Below are 23,198 nucleotides of genomic sequence, written 5' to 3' on the forward strand. Positions count from 1 at the left end.
CAACACAAGTCCCCGCTGCGCTCAGACTTGCGCTATGCACTGACTGCTTGTCTTTATACTTAAGCAAAAAACATGCGGTATCCCCTATTCCTTCCACTAAATTTATTATAAGGTACTTCATTTTATCAACCCGACAAGCGGCATGAAGCCGCTGTCCGGTATGGCTACTAACGTTGAAGTTCTTATGAACAAAAAAATCCCCAGCGAGCCCCAAAGCCAGCTGAGGATTTCAATTTTATCACACCGTCTCGAGTTTGAAAAACAGATCGGGGTTGTCGCCATTGATGCTGATGATTTGCTCGGCGGCTTTGTAGCCGATTTTGGTCGCTGTGACGCGGTAACGCCCTTCTTCGATCGTTTTGACATTAAATCTACCCTTGTCGGCTGTTGATTTGGTGATGACCGGTTCGCTGCTGACGAGCGTGTTGTTTTCATCCACCTCAAGGAAGGTAAGCAGCACTCCGGAGATAGAATTTTCTGACATATCAGTCACCATCCCTTTGAGGGTATATGAGCGAGAACCTGTAGGTTCTATTCTGCGAGCGGCTTTATAACGCTCATACAGGGTCGGATTGGTATAACGGATGATTTCGATTACGATATCAATCTGTTCAAGGGTATCATCAGCTTCTTTATATAAAGCATTCAGGTTATTCTTTGATAAGTTGTTATCCAGACGATTAATTGTTGGCTGGTTATAAGTTGCTTTATAAGCTTTGTAACTTTCATCTAAGGCATCCAGATCCTCCTGTTTCAAATCAAATCCTGTGGCTTTGGGTAATACCTCAGTTCCCCGGATATAAACTGACTGGGAAACATTAAGTAGTGAGACAGCCGATAATTTGCTTAATTTGGTTGCGGTATAATCTATATCATTCAATAAGTTGTAATCCTTGTTATAACGGGCATAGGCTTTGACCTTTACAACAACAGATATAGTGTCATTCTCCAGATTATCCCGGTTATCCTGATTAATTTGGGTAATTCCTGATCCATCAAACTCTGAACGGGCATTTGCCTCTTCAATCTGAGAAAAGCTATTTTTAAATTTTGCCACATTTTCAGTGCAGCCCGGCAATTTTGATAAAGCTACCTGTTCTGTATCCATAACATTATTCGTTGTATGGTACATTTTCGTTTTTGCTCGTTTCCTTTTGTCCATAATTTGTTTTTTATGTTAATGGTTTGTGATATTCAACAAACGTTTGATTGATGGCAAAGATATCTGAAGTGTTTTACATTTCCAAACAATTTGATTATATTTTTTCACTCAAAATATTATGACAATACCACAAAGACATACAACAACCTGTAAATCAGCAAAACATTTATATTTACACAAAGCCTAATCTATCAGAATTGAGGTAAAAACAGATTGTTTACACAAACATTTTTACATTTTCAGAGACTATTCAGAGATATTATGTGGATATTTAAAGCAGAGATATAAGTTTATTTCTGCAATAAGTTATTAGTAGATTTGATATATAGTTAATACTATTTGAATTGTATTCTAACACCCTTTATATAGTGTGTCAGAGTTCTTTTCCTCAAATATCAAAGGTCTTTTCACCAGGTGTCAATACTCATTTCCTTATATGTCAATGGTACTTTCCTTACATGTTTGAGGTCTTTTCCTCGTATGTTTGAGGTCTTTTCATTACTTGCTTTCGGTCTTTTCCTTGCATGTTTGAGGTCTTTTCCTTGCATGTCAATCCATTCCGATTTAACGTCAGAGGTCTTTTCACCATATGTCAAACATCATTTCCACATATGTCAGTGGTCTTTTCACTATATGTCGGTACACATTTCACCTTATGTCGATGGTACTTTCATCGCATGTCGATGGTCCTTTCATCATATGTCAGAGGTCTTTTCATTTTGTGACTTATAGTGGTTTATATAATAGTTCTTGCTACTAAAATAAAGAGAGCCACAAAAGATTTCATGTTTATGAATCTTTGTGGCTCTGATAACTATCTCTATATTTAGCTGGGAAAGGTTCGAACTTATTATTTATACACCTTCAAATAAAGCGTGTCGGTGCTGTATGAGGTAAAGATGCCCAATCCATTGGTAACATTCGTGGGCGGTGAAGTCAGACTCTCCGCATTGGTTGAATAGTGCTGATAAAGCTTGGCATATTCATCCGGAATCTTAAACAATACAATCCGGTGGAGTCCGTAGTAAGAAAAGCTTTTATCCGAAAGGGAATAAGTGGTAGTCTTTATCGGCTCCAGGTAGCGGATGACTGACACACTGTTATTGAGATTGATGGGACTGGTTTTTCCATCCAGACACTCGATGGAAAGGTAGTGATACAGGTCACTGGGATTATTCCAGGTGTATTTGGCATAATAGGTGGTATCGACTACCGTCCATTTTACAACACCATGAATACTGTCTACCGCACCGGTAAAACCTTCGGGTTTAGTGGGGACGGTGGTCTGTGCGGTAACTTGCTTATTATAGTAAGTAAATGACAGATAGTAGGTCTTACCCGCCTGTACGATTAGCGGAGAGCTGTACTTTCCTTCTCCGTTAAAGGACAACTGATGGGCAATATTGTCGCATGTGACCTTGACGGCAACGTTATTTACCGGCTCGTAGGTAGAATCATCGGAGTCGATGATAAATTCACGGTTAAGTTTCAGGGAAATAGAATCTTCTGCTCTCAGGAAAGCGTTAACCACTACCCCATTGTAGTCGGCTGTCGCAATATTGCTTTTCTCGCACGATGCAAACAGCAAGGGCAAAAGCAGGGCAATCAATATATGTTTTATCTTCATAACTTTCGGACTTTGCATTAAAACTTGATGCTGAAATTGACATTCGGCAATATTCCAAGGTAATTGACATTCGTCTCCACCACTTCGCTATTTACGATCTGGAACTCTTTGTACCAGATGTTTGTACGGTTATAGAGGTTGAAGATGGAGAAGTTGACTGTACAGGGATATTTCTGCGATAACTTGAAATTGTAGGTTGCAGCCACATCCATGCGGTGGTAATCGGGCAGACGGCAACCGTTTTTTACTGTCGCATTGAAATACTCCTTGGTAGATCCATCGGGCAATGTCACTTCATAGACCCCTTCGGGACGAGTGTAAGGCTTGCCGGATGCAAAGATCCAGTTCAGGGCAAAGTCCCAGTTGTGCCACTTGTAGGTGTTGACGATTTTGAATTCGTGCGTCACATCATTAGAGGCATAGAAGTCATAATTGCCAAAGTCAGGGAAATGGTTGACCGTCTCACTGATGGTATATCCCATCCAGCCGGTATAGTTGCCATATTTTTTCTGAAGCAGGAAGTCGATTCCTTTGGAATAGCCGGTACCGGTAAAGAACTTCGTTTCATAGTTGATATCATCGCTCAGACTGGTAGTCGTTTCCGCATCGGGACCAAAGCCTCCCCCCTGTTGGTCAAAACGGATGGAGTATTCCGAAATATCTTTCAACTTCTTGTAATAGGCTTCCACGTCGAAGAGGTAATTCTTTGTTTCATATGCAAATCCGGCAACAGCAAGATTCGATGAGCTGACCGGCATTTGTGTACCGTCGGCCATCATCCAGAATTCACGGTCACCCTGCATCACATCTTCGCGGGTTACTTTTTTGGCAAACTGGTAATATCTACCCAAAGATCCCTTCAACTTCAACTGGTTATTTACCTTATACGATCCGGAGAAACGCGGCTCAAAGTAGTTTTTACCTGTTACATCGTAGTTTGTATAACGCAAACCCGGATTCAGCTCCAGCCTATTTTTCAGCAAAGTAATTTTATCCTGAAGGTAACCACTGGTCAGGTTTGTCCGGTTCTTTTTGCTCAACACAGTTAATGTATCATTTTGCACATAGGAGTAGCGGACATCGTTGGTCGTGTGATCAAAGCCGAATGATAGTAATTGCTTGTTGGACAACTTGTATTCGAAATCAATTTTCTGTGATAAGTCCCTGATGCCGTTATGCTCCACATATCCTTTGGTAAACTCTACATAAGTACCACTGCTGGTGTAATAGCTACCCTCGTTGGTCCGGTCACGATCATTCACATAATCCGAATAACTGATTAAAGCATTTGAGTAGAGCCGGTTGCTCCAGTTACGCGACCATTTCAGGGAAATACCGGTGTTACCCCATTGTGTATTATCGGTATTGGTCATGCTCATGCTGGTGATGCTGCTTTTTCCCGGAGGAGGCCCGCCCATTCCGCCCGGGCTAAAGGCATTATCCAGGTAGTCTTTTCCGTTATAAGTACTGAACGAGAGAATATCCTTCGACGATGGACGCCAGGTAATCTTAGAGTTTGTATCGTAGAAATAAGAGGTTGCGTTCGTTTCATTGGGTGCATGACCACCACCAGGTCCGCCTCCATCATGTTTCGGAGGAGCCATCGACCCGCTACTTGATGTGGTTGATTGCTTGTAGATCAGGTCATACAACGGACTTTGCCAGCTGTGACGACCGGCAAAGAGGAAGGTGAGGTTTTTACCCAACGGAAACTCCAGATAAGCATTTGCCGACATCAGACTAACATCCACCATTGCTCCAAACTTCTTCTGGTTACCCTCTTTGCCTGTGATTTCCACCACACTTGAAAGGCGACCACCGTATTTGGCATCAAATCCGCCTTTATAGAGCTGGATGTCCTTGATGGCATTACTGTTAAAAGCACTGAAGAAGCCAAACAAGTGTTGTACGTTGTAAATGGGAATACCATCGTATAATACCAATGACTGGTCAGGCGTCCCACCGCGCACATAGAGTCCGGAAGAGTTTTCGTTAGCCGCACTGATCCCCGGCATCAACTGGAAAGTCCGGAAGATGTCCTTTTCTCCCAAACTGGGCAGGATGCTCATCTTCAGTGGGGTCATTTTGATCATCCCCACCTTCTCGTTGGTCTGTAACAGGTCCTGCTTATCTGCCATCACCACGACTTCGCTCAGCAGTTCGGTATTGGCCTCCAACTCAAATACGGCATGATGCACAGGTGTATTCGGGGTCAGGTGAATCTCTTTGGGCTTGTAACCAATGTAGCTTACAACAAGAGTAGAGGTATCTGTCGGCACTTTCAGCAGGGTAAAATAGCCGTCCACATTGGTTGTAGTCACGTTCTTGCTGTTTTTTACACGCACATTTACATAAGGAAGCGATTCGTGTGATTCCTTATCGACCACCGTACCGGAGAAGGCGAAGTTGGCTTTTTCTGCATTGCCATGATAGGCAACTTCCTTCTTCACCTCATTCGAAGCCAGTTTCTCCCACTGGTCAATGATGTAGATCACGCCGTCATCAGATATATAGTATTTGAGCTTATTGCCGTTACAGATCATGTTCTTGATAAAACTCTCCAGCGTGCGCTGAAACGGCGGGCAGTCAATCTTAATCTTCTGCGCTTTCACCTTATCGTATTTGAATACGACACCTTTTTCCTTGGATATTTTCTCTAAAACCTGATCCATAGTTCCTATATACCAGCCATTGACTTCGATCTTGTCCAGTCTGACCTGGGCATCAATCCGCTGTAAGGCTGTAATCAGGAGAAATAAAAGTAAAATTTTCGTTTGTTTCATAGGTTGTTTAGGGATTGAGGGAATGATGTATTGAGGGAATGAGGGGATTCTCTGTCAAATCTATAATGAAAACATAGGACAGGATTCTGTAAATAAACTTCTCTGTGGCTCTCTGTGCATTTCTCTGTTGTCCTCTGTGATATATAATCATCATTAATCTCAAAAAAAGAGAGAGGCAGAAACGCTTTCCTGCTCTTCTCTCTTCTGATAGTCAAAAGTTTATGAAAAAGTGATTAACGAATTACTCGGGCTTCACAGCTAGAATAATACTATTTTTAATGCTTATCTTCTCAAACATAGCTGAGCGGTTTTGTGACATTTCACCGCCACGGGAACCGCCCATTCCCCCTTCAGGACCTCCCCCACCGGGGCCACTATGTCCTCCGCCGGGCATTCCACCACCTTGCGGGCCGCCTTCACCGCCGGGACCTCCCTGCATTTGCTCCTGTTGGGTCTGATTGATAATCAGTGCGATATCTTTTGCCGATATTTTATCAATATCATACTTAGCTCCGAAAAGCTCTTTCAATGGGATGCGGCATTCGATATTCATCTGATTCTGCTCATTCCATCCTACCTGAAAAGCCATAGCTCCATTTTCACCCGCCACTATCATCTCATTGCTTTCGGCAAAACCTTCAGTCTCGATGGTCGGTTTGGTCAGCAGGTAAAGCTGTTTCATCATATCGGTATTCGGTCCGCGTTTTCCCTGGCCTTGCTGACCACCTTTCTGCTGATCCTGTTCGCTCGTCTGCGCAAATTCCTGCTGCTGTTGTTGCTGTTGCTTCGGTCTTTCACCCATCTGTTGCTCCATCATCTGGCGGTCAGGTTTCTGTCCGTTTAGCTTCAATGTTCCGATGTATTTCGGTTTTACTTTGGTTTTCAGGTAAATATTGAGTCCCCCGCGCATAATCTTCATCTGCCCGTCCGGCTCAATCACCTGGAAAGCCAGATAGAGATATTTGTCATCATTGGCAAAACCGTATTTCATCTTTGCCGTCTTGTCGTAAAAGCGCATGGCGCCTTTCCACTCATCGACTTTACCGTCGATAGCGACACTTTGAATCCACGAAGGCTTGTTTTGTGCTTGTAAGCTGCAAAACCCGGCCATACAGCCCAGGGCTGCAATCAGAATTTGTTTCTTCATTGATTTGAATTTTAAGTTTGTACGTTAGTTATTTCGTTTTCAATAATGTAATCTGAATTGTGTCCGGCGAATATCACTATCCGCCGGCACCTAACCTAAACATCTAATTTACCTCTATTGAATGTCGTGTCGTTGAGAAGTTATGATTTCGAATTGAATACCCTTAGGTCATATACAAACGAGAGCATGAAATAGGGTTTCAGTATATTAGTCGTTGCGTCTTCCGCGTAAGCAGTTGCGATTGTATGGCTGATTGCTTTATTCTGGTGCAACAGGTCATACGCTTGGAACTTAACCTCTCCCCTCTGGTTTTTAAATATTTTCTTACCCAGGCTGGCATTCCACAGGTAATAAGGTTCTGTCGATCCGGTGTAATCCTGCCAGTTAAACTGACTACCAAGCGTCATTCCCAACCATGTGATCCAGTCGATTTTAAATCCGGCATTCTGTGTCAGGTATGAGGTATTTGACTTCGTACTGTTTGACAGCGTCCATGAAGCATTATACGAGAATGTAAAGTCAAGGTTTTCACTGATATTACTACTCATCACCATCGTCGGAGCTACGTTATAGCTGTTTGTATTCAGTCTGGCTCCGTTATAAATGCCCGGCAGACGGCTGTAGCTCAGGTTTGTGCTCAGGTTAAGATTACTGCGCAATGGATCAAACGGCATACCGTAGGTCAGCATTGAATTTACACTCCAATAGCCATCCATATTGACCGGTTTGGTAAACTGACTACCTTTTGAAAGAACAATTCCATCTTTCAATGTCTGATCCGAACCAGCCACATAGGTTGAGTCTCCAATATAGTTGAGTTTGTTTGATATACCCACCATCGCGATAAAGGTTTGCCCCGTAAGCGATGTATAAGTATATCGGGCATTCAGCATCGTGCTGATCTGCTCTTTCAGGTTTGAGTTACCACTTGTCAGAGCAAGTGAGTTGGTATTGTCAATCACGTCCTGCAACTGGGATACGGATGGTGCAGCCGATGAAGAGAACAGTCCCAGACGCAACGCTTTCCGACTGTTAAACTTGATGTCTGCCATCGCCATCGGTAAGATGGATGAGAAACTCTTCGATGTAGTACCAATAGTTGGGAATTGTTGAGTTCCGTCCAGATCAGCACGTTGATAATTCAGGCTAACCATCGTATTCACTTTTTTATTTGCAAAGCGAATGCCTGTTCCGAATCGTTGTGTCAGGTAATTGGTGTTATATACGTTTGACAATGCTGTATCCAAATCCTGGTAAATATTGGTCAGACCATTGTAATTATAATTTTTGCGGTCTGCATCGCTGTAACTGTAGTTGATATTATAGTTGGTCATCAATTGCATATTCTTGCTCAATGGTTCGGTGTACATCACGTTTGCACCCCAGTTGTAACCGGAGCTGAGGTTGTCAATCTGCTGTTTCAACACCGGAGAAGTCGAAGTGTAAAGCGAAGTCCGATCATTATCCGAGAGACCACAGTTTAACCCTAATGAAATAGTACGTCCCGCTTTATCGAATTTATGACGGTAAAGCAACATTCCGCTCATATTGTAGCCATCACCGTTCCCCACAGAAGTTGTCGATGTTTGATTGGATAAAACACCATCAGTCGTAGTTGATGCATTCAATGTGCTGTTCGTATTTGTTTTTTGCAGACTCACCCGGGGTACGAATGTCAGCGAGTTTTTATCATCTATCGCGTAATCAAACTTCAGATTGAAGCGATGATTGTAGGTCTGCGTACTGGATGTGCTGTTCTGCGTATAAACACGTTTGCCATTCGTTTCGTCAAAATAGGTCCTGGTCAGATCTTTTGTCGCATAATTATCCGATGCATTGAAGAAATATCCACCCGTAACATCTACTTTAGTGCCGATTTTATCCGTATAGTTGAATCCCAACGCATTGACAGTAGATAGACCGCCCAACTGTCCGATGTTGTTATCAGATGATCCACCGCCACCGAAAGGTCCCCCTGCCCCCGGAGGAGGTCCGTCTGGGCCGCCACCTCCTCGGTTACGGCTACCGCTACCAATTGAACCAAGAATATCTTCCTGTGTAAAGTTTTGCTGGTTGACATTGTTGCTTTGACCAGTAATGGTGATGCGACGGTCTCCTTTGAAGTAATTTACTGAACCTCCCAACTGATATCTGTCTTCCGTACCGGCTGCTGCAGTCATTTTCCCGAAATATCCGGTTCGGGAATCTTCACGAGTCACAATATTTAATGTCTTCACCGATTGACCGTCATCAAAACCGGTAAACTGTGCCTGTTCGCTCTTTTTGTCAAATACCTGAATGGCTGAAACAATATCCGAAGGAATATTCCGTAATGCAGCCGTTACATCGTTATCAAAGAAAGGCTTTCCATCGACCAATACCTTTTTCACTTCTTCGCCCTGGACTTTGACTGTACCGTTACTTACTATAATTCCGGGCATTTTAGCGATCAGGTCTTCCGAAGTGCTCCCTTTCAGCGTTTTAAATGCGGTGGCATTGTATTCCATCGTGTCGTTTTTCTGTATCGCACGGGTTGCGCATCCTTCAGCTTCAACGGCTTTGAGCGTAATTGAACTGGCTTTTAACGACATTTTCCCCAGATTCTGAACCGCGCGTTCTATTTTTATCGTTCTTACCAGCTTCTCGTAACCGATGAATGAAACCTGGAGTTCATATTGCCCTGCACCTGGAAGGTTTACGGTAAATTCCCCTGAAGAACTGGTTGTAGCAATGTACTTCTTATCATTCTTAAGAGAATTAAAGGTTAGATTGGCACCCGGCAATGAGAGATTCGAGGAGCCGTCGAATACCGAGCCTTTCACCTGCCATTGTTGGGCAAATGTACCCGCGACAGAGATTAATAAAAGCAATAATAGTTGAATACGTTTCATATGTTGATTTCGTTTTATTCGTGATAAGTTTGATGTGACAAATATCAGGCAGCTTTTCCCGGAATGAAAATTAATTCAGCCAAACGCCGGTTTTCATCAATCAACGCATTTACGAAAGGAATCAGGCAAAGATGAATTTCATCAAAAAAATCCGTCTCTTTGTCGATACGAATGAATCATTGGTTGAATAGATTAGATTATTAGCCTCTTATCTTTGTACTTTTACGTAAAATCTCATTCGGATGAAGAAAATCAGTTTTTCCCAACTGACTGAAAGTAAATTAGGTGAGTTCCTGCTCTGGCTTTCGGTTTTTATATTATTGACGGTAAATAATGCCCGTTTCAGTCTGACGGCCTCTCTGCTGCTGGCTTTTTTCAGCCTGCTCGGCATGGTTGGCATTTCATTTCTGAACCGTTTCGTATTGATTCCCCGTCTATTCAAATTTCATCGCAATTACCTTTATGTGATCGCATCTATCGTTTGTATCCTGATTTTTATCCAGATATTTTCTGCTATTGACAGGGAACTCATTCACCGGTTTTTACCGCCTTTTTTACATGAACATCGTCCTCGTCGAATGTTTTTTGACGGGCACAAGCCTCCTTTCGGGGCATTTGATATTATGCCGCTCCTAAAAACAGGATTTACCATTGTCGGCTCATTCCTTGTCACAACCCTCATTCATGTAATCTCCAAGGTAAAGCAAGAGGAAAAAAGAACACAGCAATTGATGACTGAAAAGGGATTGATGGAACTGAAATTCCTGAAATCACAGATTAATCCTCATTTTATGTTCAATGCGCTAAACAACATCTATTCAATGATTTACACGGGGGATAAAAATGCGGGGAATTCCGTACTGAAGCTCTCGGAGATGTTGCGCTATGTGATGGATGAATGCCAGGCGGAACTGATTCCCATCGAACGTGAGATTCATTACATTGAGAATTACATTGATTTTCAGCAATTACGGGCCGAAAATATGATGAATGTGGTTTTCAATAAATCAATTCACAACACACAGATTCAGCTACCGCCCATGCTTTTCCAGCCCTTTGTGGAAAACTGTTTCAAGCATAGTCGCATAGACCAGAATCCTAATTCGAGTATAACTATTACGTTATCAGAGAATCACGACGGACTTTTATTTATTGCTGAAAATACGATTCCGTCTCAAAAACTAATAACCGAACTTACTAAACGCGACGGCATCGGAATCAATAATGTAAAGAAAAGGCTGGAGTTGCTCTTCCCGGATAATCATTCTCTGGAGATTAATAAAAGCGACAATCTGTTCCGGGTAAAGCTTTTGATTAATCTGAATTCACCTGAGAATATATAATCTAAGAATAACACTACATTTATTTAAATATGTCCCAACTAAGAACATTAATAATTGACGACGAGCACCTGGCTCGTAAACTGTTGAGTGATTATGTCCAAAAGATCCCTGATCTGACACTTGTAGGAACCTGTGCCAATGCATTCGAGACGCTGGAATTCCTGAAGAAAGAGAGTGTTGATTTGATTTTCAGCGATATACATATGCCTGACCTGACAGGTTTGGAGCTAATTAGAATGCTAAAGAACCGTCCGGCAGTCATTTTTACTACGGCTTATTCTGAATTTGCACTGGAAAGTTATGAGCTGGAGGCTATAGATTATTTGCTTAAGCCGATTGCCTTCCCCCGTTTCTTCCAGGCTGCCAACAAAGCAATTGAACGACTCCGTATGAAGAATATAGAAAAGACTGAAATTCAAGCAACTGCTTCTTCTGTTGCAGAATCATCTCTACATGCAGAAAAGGATTTCCTGATGGTGCGGGCAGATCACAAAATGTACCGAATCAATTTTTCAGAACTGATTTTTATCGAAGGACAAAGCGAATATGTGACCTTTCACCTGACAACAAGGAAAATAACAGCCTATTATTCTTTAAAGAAGCTGGAAGAGGAACTACCGGCCAATCTTTTTTGCCGGGTGCATAAATCCTATATTATCGCATTGAAGTCGATTGAAGTGATAGAAGGGAACCTGATTTCCATTGCCGGAAGAAAGATCTCCATTGGCAAGATTTATAAGGATAATCTGATGCAGCAACTTTACCCGGAAGTTGAAGTCGGGAAGGAAGCATAAACAAGAACAGCGCATTTTCAATTTTGAAGATGCGCTGTTCTTGTATTTTTTAGAACTCATACAGTTCTGAAGGCGTTGTTCGCTTTAGGACGGTTAAATGGAGGTCTTTTCCGAGCTTAATATTATTTTGGTTTAAACGATATTCCATCGTCTTGTAGGCCAATTCCGGATGGTTGTTATCCTGGCTCAGGTGGCAGAGAAAAACATATTTCAGTTTTTCATCATACACGGTTGCCAGAAAGTCAGCCGTATCACTATTTGACATGTGCCCGTTATTACTTGCTACCCGTTGTTTCAAGAAAGGCGAATAGCGGCCGTTTTTAAGCATCTCCGTGTCATAGTTGGCTTCGAGTACCAGATAGTTTGCCTGCGACAGATACATCGCCACATCATTGGGAATATGCCCCAAATCGGTTGCAAAGACAAAATTCTGGCCGTTATACTGGATAAAGTAGCCGACATTATCCGTTCCATCGTGAGGAACCTCAAATGGCGTTATCATGAAATCACGCAGCTCAACGGCCTCATTTTTAGTAATCAGCCGTTTTGATTGATAAATCTTCTCCGTCATCGAGTAGTTCTTATTCATCCCTACATGAATTTCCTCTGTAGAATAAACGGGAATATAGTATTTTTCACCCAGTACACCAGCCGATTTGATATGGTCGGCATGATCATGTGTGATGAACAATGCAACTATTGATTCAAACGGTATATCTTTATCCTTCAGTGCTTTTTTTATAGTCCTTACCCCTATTCCAGCGTCAATCAGAATGCCATAATCTTTATTTCCAAGGTAATAGCAATTCCCACTACTCCCGCTGGCAAGGCTTAAAAATCGTAATCCCATATCATGTGGTCATGTTACAGTTAGTGCTTATTTTCTTGGTTACTTCAGTCTTAATTCTGAGGACTGAATATTTAAGGTTTCTTCTTTTCGTGAATACGAAGCAATGATATATTTTCAATCATTACCATACCTGAACCGTTTTGTGTAAATCCGGCAATTACTTTATCAACCTTGCGGCTTGATGATGTTTTCAGTTGCAACTCTACACGCGAACTGTTGTTGATGTTTCTGCTAACAGTCTGAGTAGAGTCATTGGTATAGCAAACAGTCAGCACCATTTTGGGTGAGAAGTTCCCTGAACTTCTAAGGTTACGGACATTGGCTGTAAACTTATACAGGTCATTCAACTGAAAACTCTCATTGGCACGAATTTCGGCAAATGAGTGACTAAATGCGGGTAGTTCGTTTAACAAAGCCAGATTGCTTCTTGTCCAGATATTTACAGTATCTCCGGATGCAATATTCCCCTGCTGTTGAGCCGATTCTCCTTTTTCCAGTTGGATTTTCTTCTGTTCTTTTTTCAACCTGGCGATAACATGGTCGTAAACCTTCAAATAGACTTTAAGATTTTGCGCGTACCAGTTCAATGATGAATCATATTCAGCTTTAGATACTTCATATTTTTTCAGAACAGAAAACAGGTATTGTCTTTTAACCTGAGAAGGGTCAAGTCTCGGATCAATTGACTGGTTTTCAGTCATACTCGAACCGACATAGCAATCGTAAAGAATATTCTCCATTTTCTTCTCTGAAATAACCCCTTTAGGCGTTTTGGAACAGGCGATAATGCTTGCCAGCAGCAATATTATCCACAATATTCGGGAAATCTGCTTACGCATCTTCGTGTTTTTTCGGTTTTGAAGTCTCTTCATTTAATTGTTTATTATAAAAGAGAATCAAGATGACCACCCCCACAGATATCGCTGCATCTGCAATATTAAAAATCGGTCTGAAGAAAATAAAATCTTCCCCTCCCCAAATCGGAACCCAGTGAGGTAAAGTGGTATTTATCAGAGGAAAGTAAAGCATATCGACCACCTTTCCATAAAACATGGGGGCATACCCTCCTCCAACGGGAAAAAGTTCAGCCACCTGTCCCCAGCTATGGTCAAAAATCAGCCCGTAAAACAGACAATCAAAAATATTACCGGCAGCACCCGCCAGAATCAGAGAAATACAATAGATATATCCAGTATTGAGTTGACGCTTTATGATCTTATGCAAATAATACCCTATAAACCCCACGGCTACGATACGGAACAACGAAAGGAAAATCTTGCTGAAAAGCTCCATGCCAAAGGCCATTCCGTTGTTTTCCGTAAAATAGATATAAAACCATTTGGTCACCTCAATCGACTCGTGCAACTGCATGTGCGTCTTAATCCAGATTTTCACAAATTGGTCAACAAATAATACAGCAAAGATGATTAAGATGGACTTATGGCCGGTTGTAAGTTTCATTTTTAGTGACTTTATAGCAAAAAACAATTCGACAATTGAGGTTTTTATTCAGCCTTCATTGTCGAATTGCAAATTATAGAATAATTTAAATTCCTATTTCTGAGTGTCTTTGGCTTCAATGCTTAATGTTGCATGAGGCACTGCACGCAGACGTTCCTTCGGAATAAGTTTACCGGTTTCACGGCAAATACCGTAGGTTTTATTTTCAATACGTACCAACGCAGCCTGAAGGTGTTGGATGAATTTCATTTGACGTTGAGCCAATCTGCCGGCTTCCTCTTTTGAAAGCGTGGCAGCTCCCTCTTCCAATACTTTAAAGGTTGGTGATGTATCGCTGATGTCATTACCATCCGTGTTTGTGATGGATGATTTAAGCAAATCGTAATCACGCTGTGCTTTTTCAAGTTTATCCAGAATAATTTCTTTGAATTCTGATAACTCTTCGTCTGAATATCTGGTTTTTTCTGACATAATACTAAGTTTTTAAGGTTCTACAAACGGTTCTCTAATACTGCGAAATTATACAAATATTTGAGATATACCAATACCGGTTACGCTTTTATTACATTAACAAACAAGATAAATTCATCAAAGTTCAACTCCGTACCATCTTTTACTTCGTCAACCAGTTCAATGTCAGTTGCCAACACCTGATTAGCGATGTAATCAGCATATTCTTTGACCGCATCATTTATTTGTTCGTGACTGGATAATTTGATCTTAATTTTATCTGTAATCTCAAATCCGCTTGATTTACGAATGTTCTGGATACGATTTACCAGCTCACGGGCAAGCCCTTCTTTACGCAAATCGTCGGTGATAGTGATGTCAAGTGCTACGGTTAGTTTGCCTTCATTTGCCACCAACCAGCCCGGGATATCTTCCGAGATAAATTCCACGTCGGTCAGGTCAACCACAATCTCCTGATTGTCGATTTTCAGTACATAATTTCCGTCTTCTTCAAATGCCACAATCTGAGGTTGTGTAAGCTCTTGAAGCATTACTGCCACCTGCTTCATATTTTTACCGCATTTTGGACCTAACTTCTTGAAGTCCGGTTTGATCTTGCGGACAATAAATCCTTCTGAAGCTGGAATAAAGCCGATTCCTTTTACATTTAATTCATTACGGATAATATCGCTTACACAAAGTATATTCTCTTTTAATGATGCATCCGAATACGGGATTTTGATCTCATGCAGCGGTTGACGGACTTTGATATTTACCTTCTTGCGCAATGCCAATGCCATAGATGAAATATCCTGTGCCAGTTGCATACGCTCCTCTAATGTTTTGTCCACTACTTCTGCATGACAAACCGGGAAATCAGACAAGTGAACCGACTTAAAATTATCCTCGTCTGAAATTAATTTATTATAAAGGCTATCTGCGAAAAATGGAGCAATAGGAGCCATTAACTGTGCAACAGTTACCAAACATGCATGTAATGTCTGATATGCCGCTTTTTTATCGTCATCCAACACCCCACCCCAGAAACGTTTACGGTTCAGGCGAACGTACCAGTTACTCAGATTGTCGTTTACGAAGTCGGAGATAGCACGTCCGGCTTTGGTAGGCTCGTAAGATGCATAATATTCATCCACATCTTTTACCAATGTATTCAGCAATGAAATGATCCAGCGGTCAATCTCCGGACGCTCGTTGTACGGAATTTCAGCCTCAGCAAACGCGAAACTGTCCACATTGGCATAAAGGGCAAAGAATGAATAGGTATTGTATAGCGTACCGAAGAATTTACGGCGAACTTCTTCGATACCTTCGATGTCAAATTTGAGGTTATCCCACGGTGACGCATTAGTAATCATATACCAGCGCAGCGGATCAGAACCATATTTATCAATTGTTGAGAATGGATCCACAGCATTACCGAGACGTTTAGACATCTTGTTCCCGTTTTTATCCAGAACCAAACCGTTAGAAACTACAGTTTTGAATGCTTTTGAATCAAAACACATCGTTGCAATAGCATGCAATGTAAAGAACCAGCCACGAGTCTGGTCAACACCTTCCGCGATGAAGTCTGCCGGATAAATATCTTTGCTATCAAATGCCTCTTTATTTTCAAACGGATAATGAATCTGAGCATATGGCATGGCTCCTGAATCAAACCAAACGTCAATCAGGTCAAGCTCACGCTTCATCGGTTTTCCACTTCCGGAAATCAACGTGATATCATCCACAAACGGACGGTGTAGATCTATTTTATCATAATTTTCAGTGGTATAAACACCCGGTTGGAATGATTTGATCGGATTTTCGTCCATCAACCCTGCGGCAACGGCTTTTTCGATTTCATTGTAAAGCTCTTCTACCGAACCCACACATAGCTCTTCCAGGCCATCCTCAGTACGCCAGATTGGCAGCGGAGTACCCCAGTAACGGCTGCGTGACAGGTTCCAGTCTTGCAGGTTTTCCAACCATTTACCGAAACGGCCTGTACCGGTTGATTGCGGTTTCCAGTTGATTGTATTGTTGAGTTCGATCAGGCGGTCACGGCAAGCTGTAGTGCGGATAAACCAGCTATCCAACGGATAGTAAAGGACCGGTTTGTCGGTACGCCAGCAATGTGGGTAGTTGTGGGTATGTTTTTCGATCTTGAACGCCAGATTTTGCTGTTTCAGCATCACACAGATGTCCACATCAAGCGTTGCATCATCCTCTTTCAGGTTCGCATCGTAAGCGTTTTTCACGAAGCGTCCTGCAAATTCATTATATAGCTCTGTGTTTACAGATTCTTTTACGAATTCAACATCCAGATCAGCCAGATTGAAGTATTTACCACTCAGGTCAACCATAGGACGACGGTTGCCGTCTTTATCAATCAGCATCAACGGCGGCACGCCATGTGCTTTAGCCACACGGTCGTCATCAGCACCAAAGGTAGGTGCAATGTGTACGATACCTGTACCGTCTTCGGTAGTTACAAACTCTCCGGTAATCACGCGAAAAGCACCATCTCCCGGATTAATCCATGGAATTAACTGCTCGTACTCAAGCCCCTCAAGGTCAAAACCTTTACATTCCGAAATAATATTGAAAGGAATCAGCTTATCACCTGATTTGTAATCTTCCAGCTTCAAGGCATTGGCTTTAGCGCTGAAGAGCGTTCCTACCAATGGTTTTGCCATGATCACCGTTTCAGGCACATGAGTATATGGATTGTAGGTTTGAATAGCAACATACTCGATATTCGGGCCTACACAAAGTGCAGTATTGGAAGGTAACGTCCATGGAGTGGTCGTCCAGGCAAGGAAATATGTTTCACCCCATTCTGGCAGATTCAGTTTTTCCAAAGCAGAAGCTTTTACCTTAAACTGAGCCACACAGGTAGTATCTTTGACATCCTTATAACATCCCGGCTGATTCAACTCGTGTGTACTCAGACCGGTACCTGCAGCAGGAGAATATGGCTGAATGGTGTAACCTTTATAAAGGAAGTCTTTTTTGTAAAGCTCTTTGAGCAAATACCAAAGCGTCTCAATATAGCGGTTGTCATAAGTGATGTATGGATCGTTCATATCCACCCAATAACCCATTTTATGGGTCAGGTCTTCCCATTCTTTGGTATATTTCATCACATCTTTACGGCAGGCAGCGTTATACTCTGCCACAGTGATTTTTCTACCGATATCTTCCTTGGTAATACCGAGCGCTTTTTCCACGCCCAACTCTACAGGAAGACCGTGCGTATCCCATCCGGCTTTACGTTTTACGTGGAAGCCCTTCATTGTTTTATACCGGCAGAAAATGTCTTTAATTGAACGGGCCATCACGTGGTGAATACCGGGCATACCGTTTGCGGATGGAGGCCCTTCGTAAAATACGAATGACGGTTTTCCTTCGCGGGTAGCTAAACTCTTGTGAAAGACATCGTTTTCATCCCATTTCTTCAACATCTCTTTATTGATTTCAGATAAATCAAAACGGGAATACTCATTAAATTTTTTCATATCGGTAATATATGCTTGGTATGTCTGATAAATGCTTGTTAAAATGAACGCGCGAAATTAATCATTTTTCCGTGAAAGTCGAAAGGGTTTATCGGGTTTAAGCGCGAAGGAGAAGAAAAGCCCTATCTTTGCGCTCCAAATTTCAATGTATGCTGGAAATACTTTATCAAGATGAGTGTTTAATCGCTATTAATAAACCCTGCGGATTACTGGTTCACCGCACTTCTATTGCAGAGGAGAACGAAAAATTTGCATTGCAGATGCTTCGTGACCAGATTGGACGGAAACTATATCCTGTGCATCGCATAGACCGTCCTACTTCAGGAGTGCTACTCTTTGCTTTCTCTTCAGACTGCGCAAAAAAGCTCAACGAACAACTGACTAATGGCGAATTACACAAACAATATTCGGCATTAGTTCGCGGCTGGATCCATCAGGAAGTTATATGTGAACGCCAGGTAAAAAATGACCGGGGCAATCTTCAGGATGCTTCTACTCGATTTATTCCGGTAAAGCAATTCGAACTACCGCTGGCTACTGACCGCTACCCTACTGCACGATTCTCTATTATCGATGCTTATCCGCTCACAGGACGCTGGCACCAAATCCGCCAACATCTGGCTCAACTTCGACATTACATCATCAACGACCGGGTACATGGCGATGGTAAGCAAAACCGCATTTTCACCGAAAAGATGGAAATAAGCGAAATGTTTCTGCACGCTCGCTCGATTCGGATTTATCATCCGGAAACCAACCACAAGCTTTTTATAGAAGCTCCATTCCCATCTCATTGGCAGATTATTACGAACAGCCGGTTTATTGTACAAATTGGCTATCTCTAAGTTGAAATTTAGCATTATTATGACCAAATGAAGTACAACCGCTCCAATTCAACACTATATTTGTGCTGTTTCGCAGATAAAACTGCCTTATTTGTCACAAAACTGAAACATCTTTGCAAAACATGCTGTACAATATGTTTTTTTATTTGGAGACGAACCGAAAAAGGTAGATATTTGCAGGACAATAACCTAAACAATCTTTTTTTACCTTAAAAAACTAATACCTATTGAAAACCTATTGAAGAAGGGACATTGAGAAATGTCCCTTTTTTATTTCCCATCACTTTCATTCACAGCAAACAGTAAATCAGTTATTTACAACCATCCAAGAGACAACAACTCATACTATATGTTAAGGAAAAGCTGTGCAAGAAATAACAAACAAAAGAGGCGGAGTAAATTTACACCGCCTCTTTTGTTTGTTAAATTAACAATCAATCGTTAATCGCAAGAATCCACGACAAATTGTCATACAATAAATTGAAATCCTTTACGTACACAGCCTCAGTTAGATTCCGGCCAAAGCCACAATCTTATCAAGCGCAGCATCGAGCCCTTCGCTGTTTTTTCCACCGGCAGTTGCAAAGTGAGGCTGACCACCGCCGCCACCCTGGATGAGCTTAGCAGCCTCCCGAACCATTACTGAAGCATTCATGCCTTTAGCCACCAGATCATCGCTTAAGATCACTGTCAGAAGCGGCTTACCGTCGGCCAATGTACCAGCTACGAAAAGCAAGTTTTCAGCCACCTGGCCTCTCAATTGGAAGGCGATATTCTTTACAGCATCAGCTGGTAATTCATCAGCCAAACGAATCAACTTCACGCCACCACGCTCTTGAGCATTCTTTAGCAATTCATCTTTAACTGCAGCGACTCGCTGATTCATGAACTCTTCGATCTGTTTTTTCAGTTCGCTATTTTCTTCAAGCGCTTTTTTGACTGCACCGATGAGGTTTGGCACATTATTAAGCAATGCTCGCAGTTCTTTAAGGATATCTTGTTGCTGATTAAAGAGCTCTTCGGTCTTCACACCTGTTACAGCCTCGACACGACGGACACCGGCTGCAATAGAACTTTCAGAAACAACTTTAATCAAGCCAATATTACCGGTAGCTAACACGTGAGTACCCCCACACAGCTCAACAGAAGAACCAAAACGGATTACACGCACGTCATCACCATATTTTTCGCCAAACAAAGCCATAGCTCCCAGCTCTTTTGCCTGAGCAATAGGCATTTGACGATGCTCTTCAAGGGCAATATTCTGACGCACTTTTTCATTTGCCATACGCTCAACTTCACGCAACTCTTCATCTGTTACTTTCTGGAAATGCGAAAAGTCAAAGCGAAGGCTATCCGGAGTGACCAACGAACCTTTTTGCTCAACATGAGGACCTAATACTTCGCGCAATGCTTCGTGCAGCAAGTGAGTAGCTGAGTGATTAGCTGCAGTTGCTCTGCGTTTTTCCTCATCAATTGCCGCTTTGAAAGCCTGCGTAGGATCAGCCGGCAATTTTGCGCTAAAGTGGACAGAGAGGTTATTCTCTTTTTTAGTATTAATGATTTCGATAACTTCACCTTCAAAAACTAACTTACCACAGTCGCCTACCTGACCACCACTTTCAGCATAGAAAGGCGTTTTATCCAATACCAATTGGTAAAGCTCCTGGTTTTTCTGTTTAATCTTGCGGTAACGAAGAATTTCTGCATCACATTCTGTAAAGTCGTAACCGACAAAAACAGGATCTCCCTCCTTGACAACTACCCAGTCACCAGTTTCAGTAGCAGCAGCATTACGGGCACGCTCTTTTTGTTTTTGCATTTCGGCGCTGAATTCTTCTAAATCGACGGTAAGTCCGTTTTCTTTCAGGATTAGCTCGGTAAGATCGAGCGGGAATCCGTAAGTATCGTATAATGTAAAGGCGACCTTTCCACTGATACCGGTTGTGCCGGCAGCTTTAGCTTCGCCCATTACCTTTTCAAGCAGACGAATACCAGTCTCCAGAGTACGAAGGAATGACTCCTCTTCCTCTTTGATTACCTTCTGAATCAAATCTTGCTGCGCAATCAACTCTGGATATGCGTCACCCATCGTATCAATTAACGCCGGCAACAATTTATGCATAAACGGCTGGTGCTGGCCAAGGAAAGTATATCCGTAACGAACAGCACGGCGCAAAATACGGCGGATTACGTAGCCCGCTTTTGCATTAGACGGCAATTGTCCGTCAGTAATAGAAAATGCAATGGTGCGGATATGGTCAGCAATTACACGCATTGCAATATCGGTCTGCTCGCTGTCACCATAACTTTTTCCCGCCAAAGCACCAATTGCACGAATAATAGGTTGGAACACATCGGTATCGTAGTTGGAAGTTTTCCCCTGAATAGCCATACAAAGGCGTTCAAATCCCATACCGGTATCAATCACCTTAGCCGGCAGTGCTTCAAGCGAACCATCAGCTTTGCGGTTGAACTGCATAAATACGTGATTCCAGATTTCAATCACCTGCGGGTGGCTTTCATTTACAAGCGAACGACCATCTACCTGGGCGCGCTCCTCGTCACTACGGAGGTCTATGTGAATTTCAGAGCAAGGGCCGCAAGGACCGGTATCACCCATTTCCCAGAAGTTATCTTTACGATTTCCATTGATAATACGCTCCTCGGGAAGGAATTTCCCCCAATATCCTGCGGCTTCATCATCGCGCTCCAAGCCTTCAGGCGCATAACCTTCAAAAACGGTTGCATAGAGACGATTAGGATCTAGCTTCAGCACTTCAACGAGATACTCCCACGCCCATTCGATAGACTCTTTCTTGAAATAATCACCAAATGACCAGTTTCCCAACATCTCAAACATCGTGTGGTGATAGGTATCAATCCCCACCTCTTCAAGGTCATTATGCTTACCACTTACACGGAGGCATTTCTGTGAGTCCGCTACACGCTTACTCTTGGCTGGCGCATTCCCCAGAATGATATCTTTAAACTGATTCATCCCCGCATTGGTAAACATCAACGTGGGGTCGTCTTTAATAACCATTGGCGCAGAAGGCACAATGAGGTGTTCTTTCGAGGCAAAGAAAGTTTTGAATGATTCGCGGATCTCTTTCGCAGTCAACATATAATTTAATTTGTTAGTTACGGAAAAATGGGTGTCAGTCAGCATCAGGGTAAATACATTCTACGCACCGCTTTCTTCGATATTTATTTGTCTGATAATCAGCGATGTTGAAAATAAAATCTCAACCTACGGGTTAATTATCTCAAAAACAGTTTGCAAAAATAGCTTAAATTCCTATTTTTGCCATATTCTCGCACATAAAACTTACTAAACAGCTTCATTTTTTCGATGAGAAAGAAAACCTTTTACCGATATAACCCGGCCACTCTTACTTACGAACGCGTTTATCCGACGGCAAAAGAGCGCTTCTGGGGGGCAGTTCGTCACTCTATCAGTGGCATCACGGTGGGAATTATCGCCTATGCGCTTTATACCTTCTACTTTGACACCCCTTCGGATAAAAAAATGAAAAGGGAACTAGATGTACTCACTTCGCAAAACAAATTATTATCCAAAAGGCTGGACAAGGCACTGGATGTAATGGGAAATATCGAAGAGCGTGACGACAACCTTTACCGCGTTATTCTGCAGTCAAATCCGACACAAGACAAACAGCAAATCACCATTCTAAACGAAAGCCGATACGATGAAATCAACGGGCTTTCAAATGAAAAGCTGATTAAATCAACTGCTGTAAAAATGGATCTGTTGGCCAAACAAATCTATCTGCGCTCACGGTCATTTGACGATGTAGTAAGTTTATTAGGCAAGCGTGAGGAACGTTTACTTTGTACACCTGCTATCCAACCCATCCTGAATCGGGACCTAAAACTACTCTCCTCAGGATTTGGTGTTCGCGTGGACCCCATCTATCACACAGCCAAAATGCACTCTGGAATGGACTTTACCGCACGTGTGGGTACGCCAATCTATGCCACCGGGAACGGGCGAGTACAACAAGCAGGCTGGGATTCCGGTTACGGAAATTGCGTCTTGATCAATCACGGCTTCGGCTACCAGACAAAATATGCACACATGAGCAAACTCAAGGCTCGTGCCGGGCAAACTGTAAAACGCGGTGAGGTTATCGGCTACGTGGGTAGTACGGGCAAATCAACCGCCCCTCACCTTCACTACGAGGTGCATGTAAATGGTCGCCCGGTAAATCCGGCCCTCTATTACTTCCTCGACCTTTCACCAAGGGATTACGACCGCATGATTCAATTAGCTGAAACCCGCGGACAAATATTTGACTAA

Annotated in this window: 15 protein-coding genes; 4 read left to right on the forward strand and 11 right to left on the reverse strand. The window is 42.4% G+C overall.

The window, feature by feature from the left end:
* Nucleotides 1–238 precede the first annotated feature (238 nt).
* The 5 genes from MLE17_RS09090 to MLE17_RS09110 form a co-directional block, all read right to left on the reverse strand.
* Nucleotides 239–1,108 (reverse strand): carboxypeptidase-like regulatory domain-containing protein, encoded by an 870-nt coding sequence (locus tag MLE17_RS09090; RefSeq protein ID WP_243348475.1) that lies wholly within the window; start codon nt 1,106–1,108, stop codon nt 239–241.
* Nucleotides 1,109–2,012: 904 nt separating this feature from the next.
* Nucleotides 2,013–2,789 (reverse strand): DUF4249 family protein, encoded by a 777-nt coding sequence (locus tag MLE17_RS09095; protein ID WP_243348476.1) that lies wholly within the window; start codon nt 2,787–2,789, stop codon nt 2,013–2,015.
* Between the two features lie 17 nt (nt 2,790–2,806).
* Nucleotides 2,807–5,572, reverse strand: a complete 2,766-nt coding sequence (locus tag MLE17_RS09100; RefSeq protein ID WP_243348477.1) for a TonB-dependent receptor — start codon at nt 5,570–5,572, stop codon at nt 2,807–2,809.
* 241 nt (nt 5,573–5,813) lie between these two features.
* Nucleotides 5,814–6,719 (reverse strand): hypothetical protein, encoded by a 906-nt coding sequence (locus MLE17_RS09105; RefSeq protein WP_243348478.1) that lies wholly within the window; start codon nt 6,717–6,719, stop codon nt 5,814–5,816.
* 140 nt (nt 6,720–6,859) lie between these two features.
* Nucleotides 6,860–9,610, reverse strand: coding sequence for an outer membrane beta-barrel protein (locus MLE17_RS09110; RefSeq protein ID WP_243348479.1), 2,751 nt, complete (start codon nt 9,608–9,610; stop codon nt 6,860–6,862).
* A gap of 242 nt (nt 9,611–9,852) precedes the next feature.
* On the opposite strand from MLE17_RS09110, the gene MLE17_RS09115 reads away from it, so the two are divergent.
* Complete coding sequence (locus MLE17_RS09115) at nt 9,853–10,953, forward strand: sensor histidine kinase (protein ID WP_243348480.1); 1,101 nt, start codon at nt 9,853–9,855, stop codon at nt 10,951–10,953.
* A 29-nt stretch (nt 10,954–10,982) separates the two neighbouring features.
* The gene (locus tag MLE17_RS09120; RefSeq protein WP_243348481.1) at nt 10,983–11,747 is read left to right on the forward strand and encodes a LytR/AlgR family response regulator transcription factor; all 765 of its coding nucleotides are present in this window, start codon (nt 10,983–10,985) and stop codon (nt 11,745–11,747) included.
* Between the two features lie 49 nt (nt 11,748–11,796).
* Here the strand turns inward: MLE17_RS09120 and MLE17_RS09125 are convergent, their stop codons facing one another.
* From MLE17_RS09125 to ileS, 5 genes are all read right to left on the reverse strand, one after another.
* The gene (locus MLE17_RS09125) at nt 11,797–12,597 is read right to left on the reverse strand and encodes an MBL fold metallo-hydrolase (protein ID WP_243348482.1); all 801 of its coding nucleotides are present in this window, start codon (nt 12,595–12,597) and stop codon (nt 11,797–11,799) included.
* Between the two features lie 71 nt (nt 12,598–12,668).
* Nucleotides 12,669–13,469 carry a DUF4296 domain-containing protein gene (locus tag MLE17_RS09130; RefSeq protein WP_243348483.1) on the reverse strand — a complete coding sequence of 267 codons (801 nt, stop codon included), beginning with the start codon at nt 13,467–13,469 and terminating at the stop codon, nt 12,669–12,671.
* A complete protein-coding gene (locus MLE17_RS09135; RefSeq protein ID WP_243348484.1) occupies nt 13,429–14,058 on the reverse strand; it encodes a lipoprotein signal peptidase in 630 nt (209 codons plus the stop codon). Before MLE17_RS09135 ends, MLE17_RS09130 begins: the two co-directional genes overlap by 41 nt.
* Nucleotides 14,059–14,151: 93 nt before the next feature.
* Nucleotides 14,152–14,529: a TraR/DksA family transcriptional regulator gene (locus MLE17_RS09140; protein WP_243348485.1), complete on the reverse strand. Its 378-nt coding sequence runs from the start codon at nt 14,527–14,529 to the stop codon at nt 14,152–14,154.
* Between the two features lie 80 nt (nt 14,530–14,609).
* Nucleotides 14,610–18,029 carry an isoleucine--tRNA ligase gene (gene ileS / locus MLE17_RS09145; protein WP_243348486.1) on the reverse strand — a complete coding sequence of 1,140 codons (3,420 nt, stop codon included), beginning with the start codon at nt 18,027–18,029 and terminating at the stop codon, nt 14,610–14,612.
* 149 nt (nt 18,030–18,178) lie between these two features.
* Between ileS and MLE17_RS09150 the strand changes: the two genes are divergently transcribed.
* Nucleotides 18,179–18,874, forward strand: coding sequence for a pseudouridine synthase (locus tag MLE17_RS09150; RefSeq protein WP_243348487.1), 696 nt, complete (start codon nt 18,179–18,181; stop codon nt 18,872–18,874).
* A gap of 508 nt (nt 18,875–19,382) precedes the next feature.
* Here MLE17_RS09150 and alaS read toward each other — a convergent pair.
* Nucleotides 19,383–22,001, reverse strand: a complete 2,619-nt coding sequence (gene alaS / locus MLE17_RS09155; RefSeq protein WP_243348488.1) for an alanine--tRNA ligase — start codon at nt 21,999–22,001, stop codon at nt 19,383–19,385.
* Nucleotides 22,002–22,229: 228 nt separating this feature from the next.
* Here alaS and MLE17_RS09160 point away from each other — a divergent pair, with 228 nt between their 5' ends.
* On the forward strand, nt 22,230–23,198 hold the full coding sequence (locus MLE17_RS09160) for a M23 family metallopeptidase (protein WP_243348489.1): 969 nt from the start codon (nt 22,230–22,232) through the stop codon (nt 23,196–23,198).

This window comes from Parabacteroides sp. FAFU027, assembly GCF_022808675.1.
Taxonomy (GTDB): Bacteria; Bacteroidota; Bacteroidia; order Bacteroidales; family UBA7332; genus CAXXIC01.

What these genes read in the sequence shown, in the direction of transcription:
- MLE17_RS09090 (WP_243348475.1), bottom strand. Translation starts at nt 1,108, where the DNA reads ATGGATACAGAACAGGTAGCTTTATCAAAATTGCCGGGCTGCACTGAA.
- MLE17_RS09095 (WP_243348476.1), bottom strand. Translation starts at nt 2,789, where the DNA reads ATGAAGATAAAACATATATTGATTGCCCTGCTTTTGCCCTTGCTGTTT.
- MLE17_RS09100 (WP_243348477.1), bottom strand. Translation starts at nt 5,572, where the DNA reads ATGAAACAAACGAAAATTTTACTTTTATTTCTCCTGATTACAGCCTTA.
- MLE17_RS09105 (WP_243348478.1), bottom strand. Translation starts at nt 6,719, where the DNA reads ATGAAGAAACAAATTCTGATTGCAGCCCTGGGCTGTATGGCCGGGTTT.
- MLE17_RS09110 (WP_243348479.1), bottom strand. Translation starts at nt 9,610, where the DNA reads ATGAAACGTATTCAACTATTATTGCTTTTATTAATCTCTGTCGCGGGT.
- MLE17_RS09115 (WP_243348480.1), top strand. Translation starts at nt 9,853, where the DNA reads ATGAAGAAAATCAGTTTTTCCCAACTGACTGAAAGTAAATTAGGTGAG.
- MLE17_RS09120 (WP_243348481.1), top strand. Translation starts at nt 10,983, where the DNA reads ATGTCCCAACTAAGAACATTAATAATTGACGACGAGCACCTGGCTCGT.
- MLE17_RS09125 (WP_243348482.1), bottom strand. Translation starts at nt 12,597, where the DNA reads ATGGGATTACGATTTTTAAGCCTTGCCAGCGGGAGTAGTGGGAATTGC.
- MLE17_RS09130 (WP_243348483.1), bottom strand. Translation starts at nt 13,469, where the DNA reads ATGAAGAGACTTCAAAACCGAAAAAACACGAAGATGCGTAAGCAGATT.
- MLE17_RS09135 (WP_243348484.1), bottom strand. Translation starts at nt 14,058, where the DNA reads ATGAAACTTACAACCGGCCATAAGTCCATCTTAATCATCTTTGCTGTA.
- MLE17_RS09140 (WP_243348485.1), bottom strand. Translation starts at nt 14,529, where the DNA reads ATGTCAGAAAAAACCAGATATTCAGACGAAGAGTTATCAGAATTCAAA.
- ileS (WP_243348486.1), bottom strand. Translation starts at nt 18,029, where the DNA reads ATGAAAAAATTTAATGAGTATTCCCGTTTTGATTTATCTGAAATCAAT.
- MLE17_RS09150 (WP_243348487.1), top strand. Translation starts at nt 18,179, where the DNA reads ATGCTGGAAATACTTTATCAAGATGAGTGTTTAATCGCTATTAATAAA.
- alaS (WP_243348488.1), bottom strand. Translation starts at nt 22,001, where the DNA reads ATGTTGACTGCGAAAGAGATCCGCGAATCATTCAAAACTTTCTTTGCC.
- MLE17_RS09160 (WP_243348489.1), top strand. Translation starts at nt 22,230, where the DNA reads ATGAGAAAGAAAACCTTTTACCGATATAACCCGGCCACTCTTACTTAC.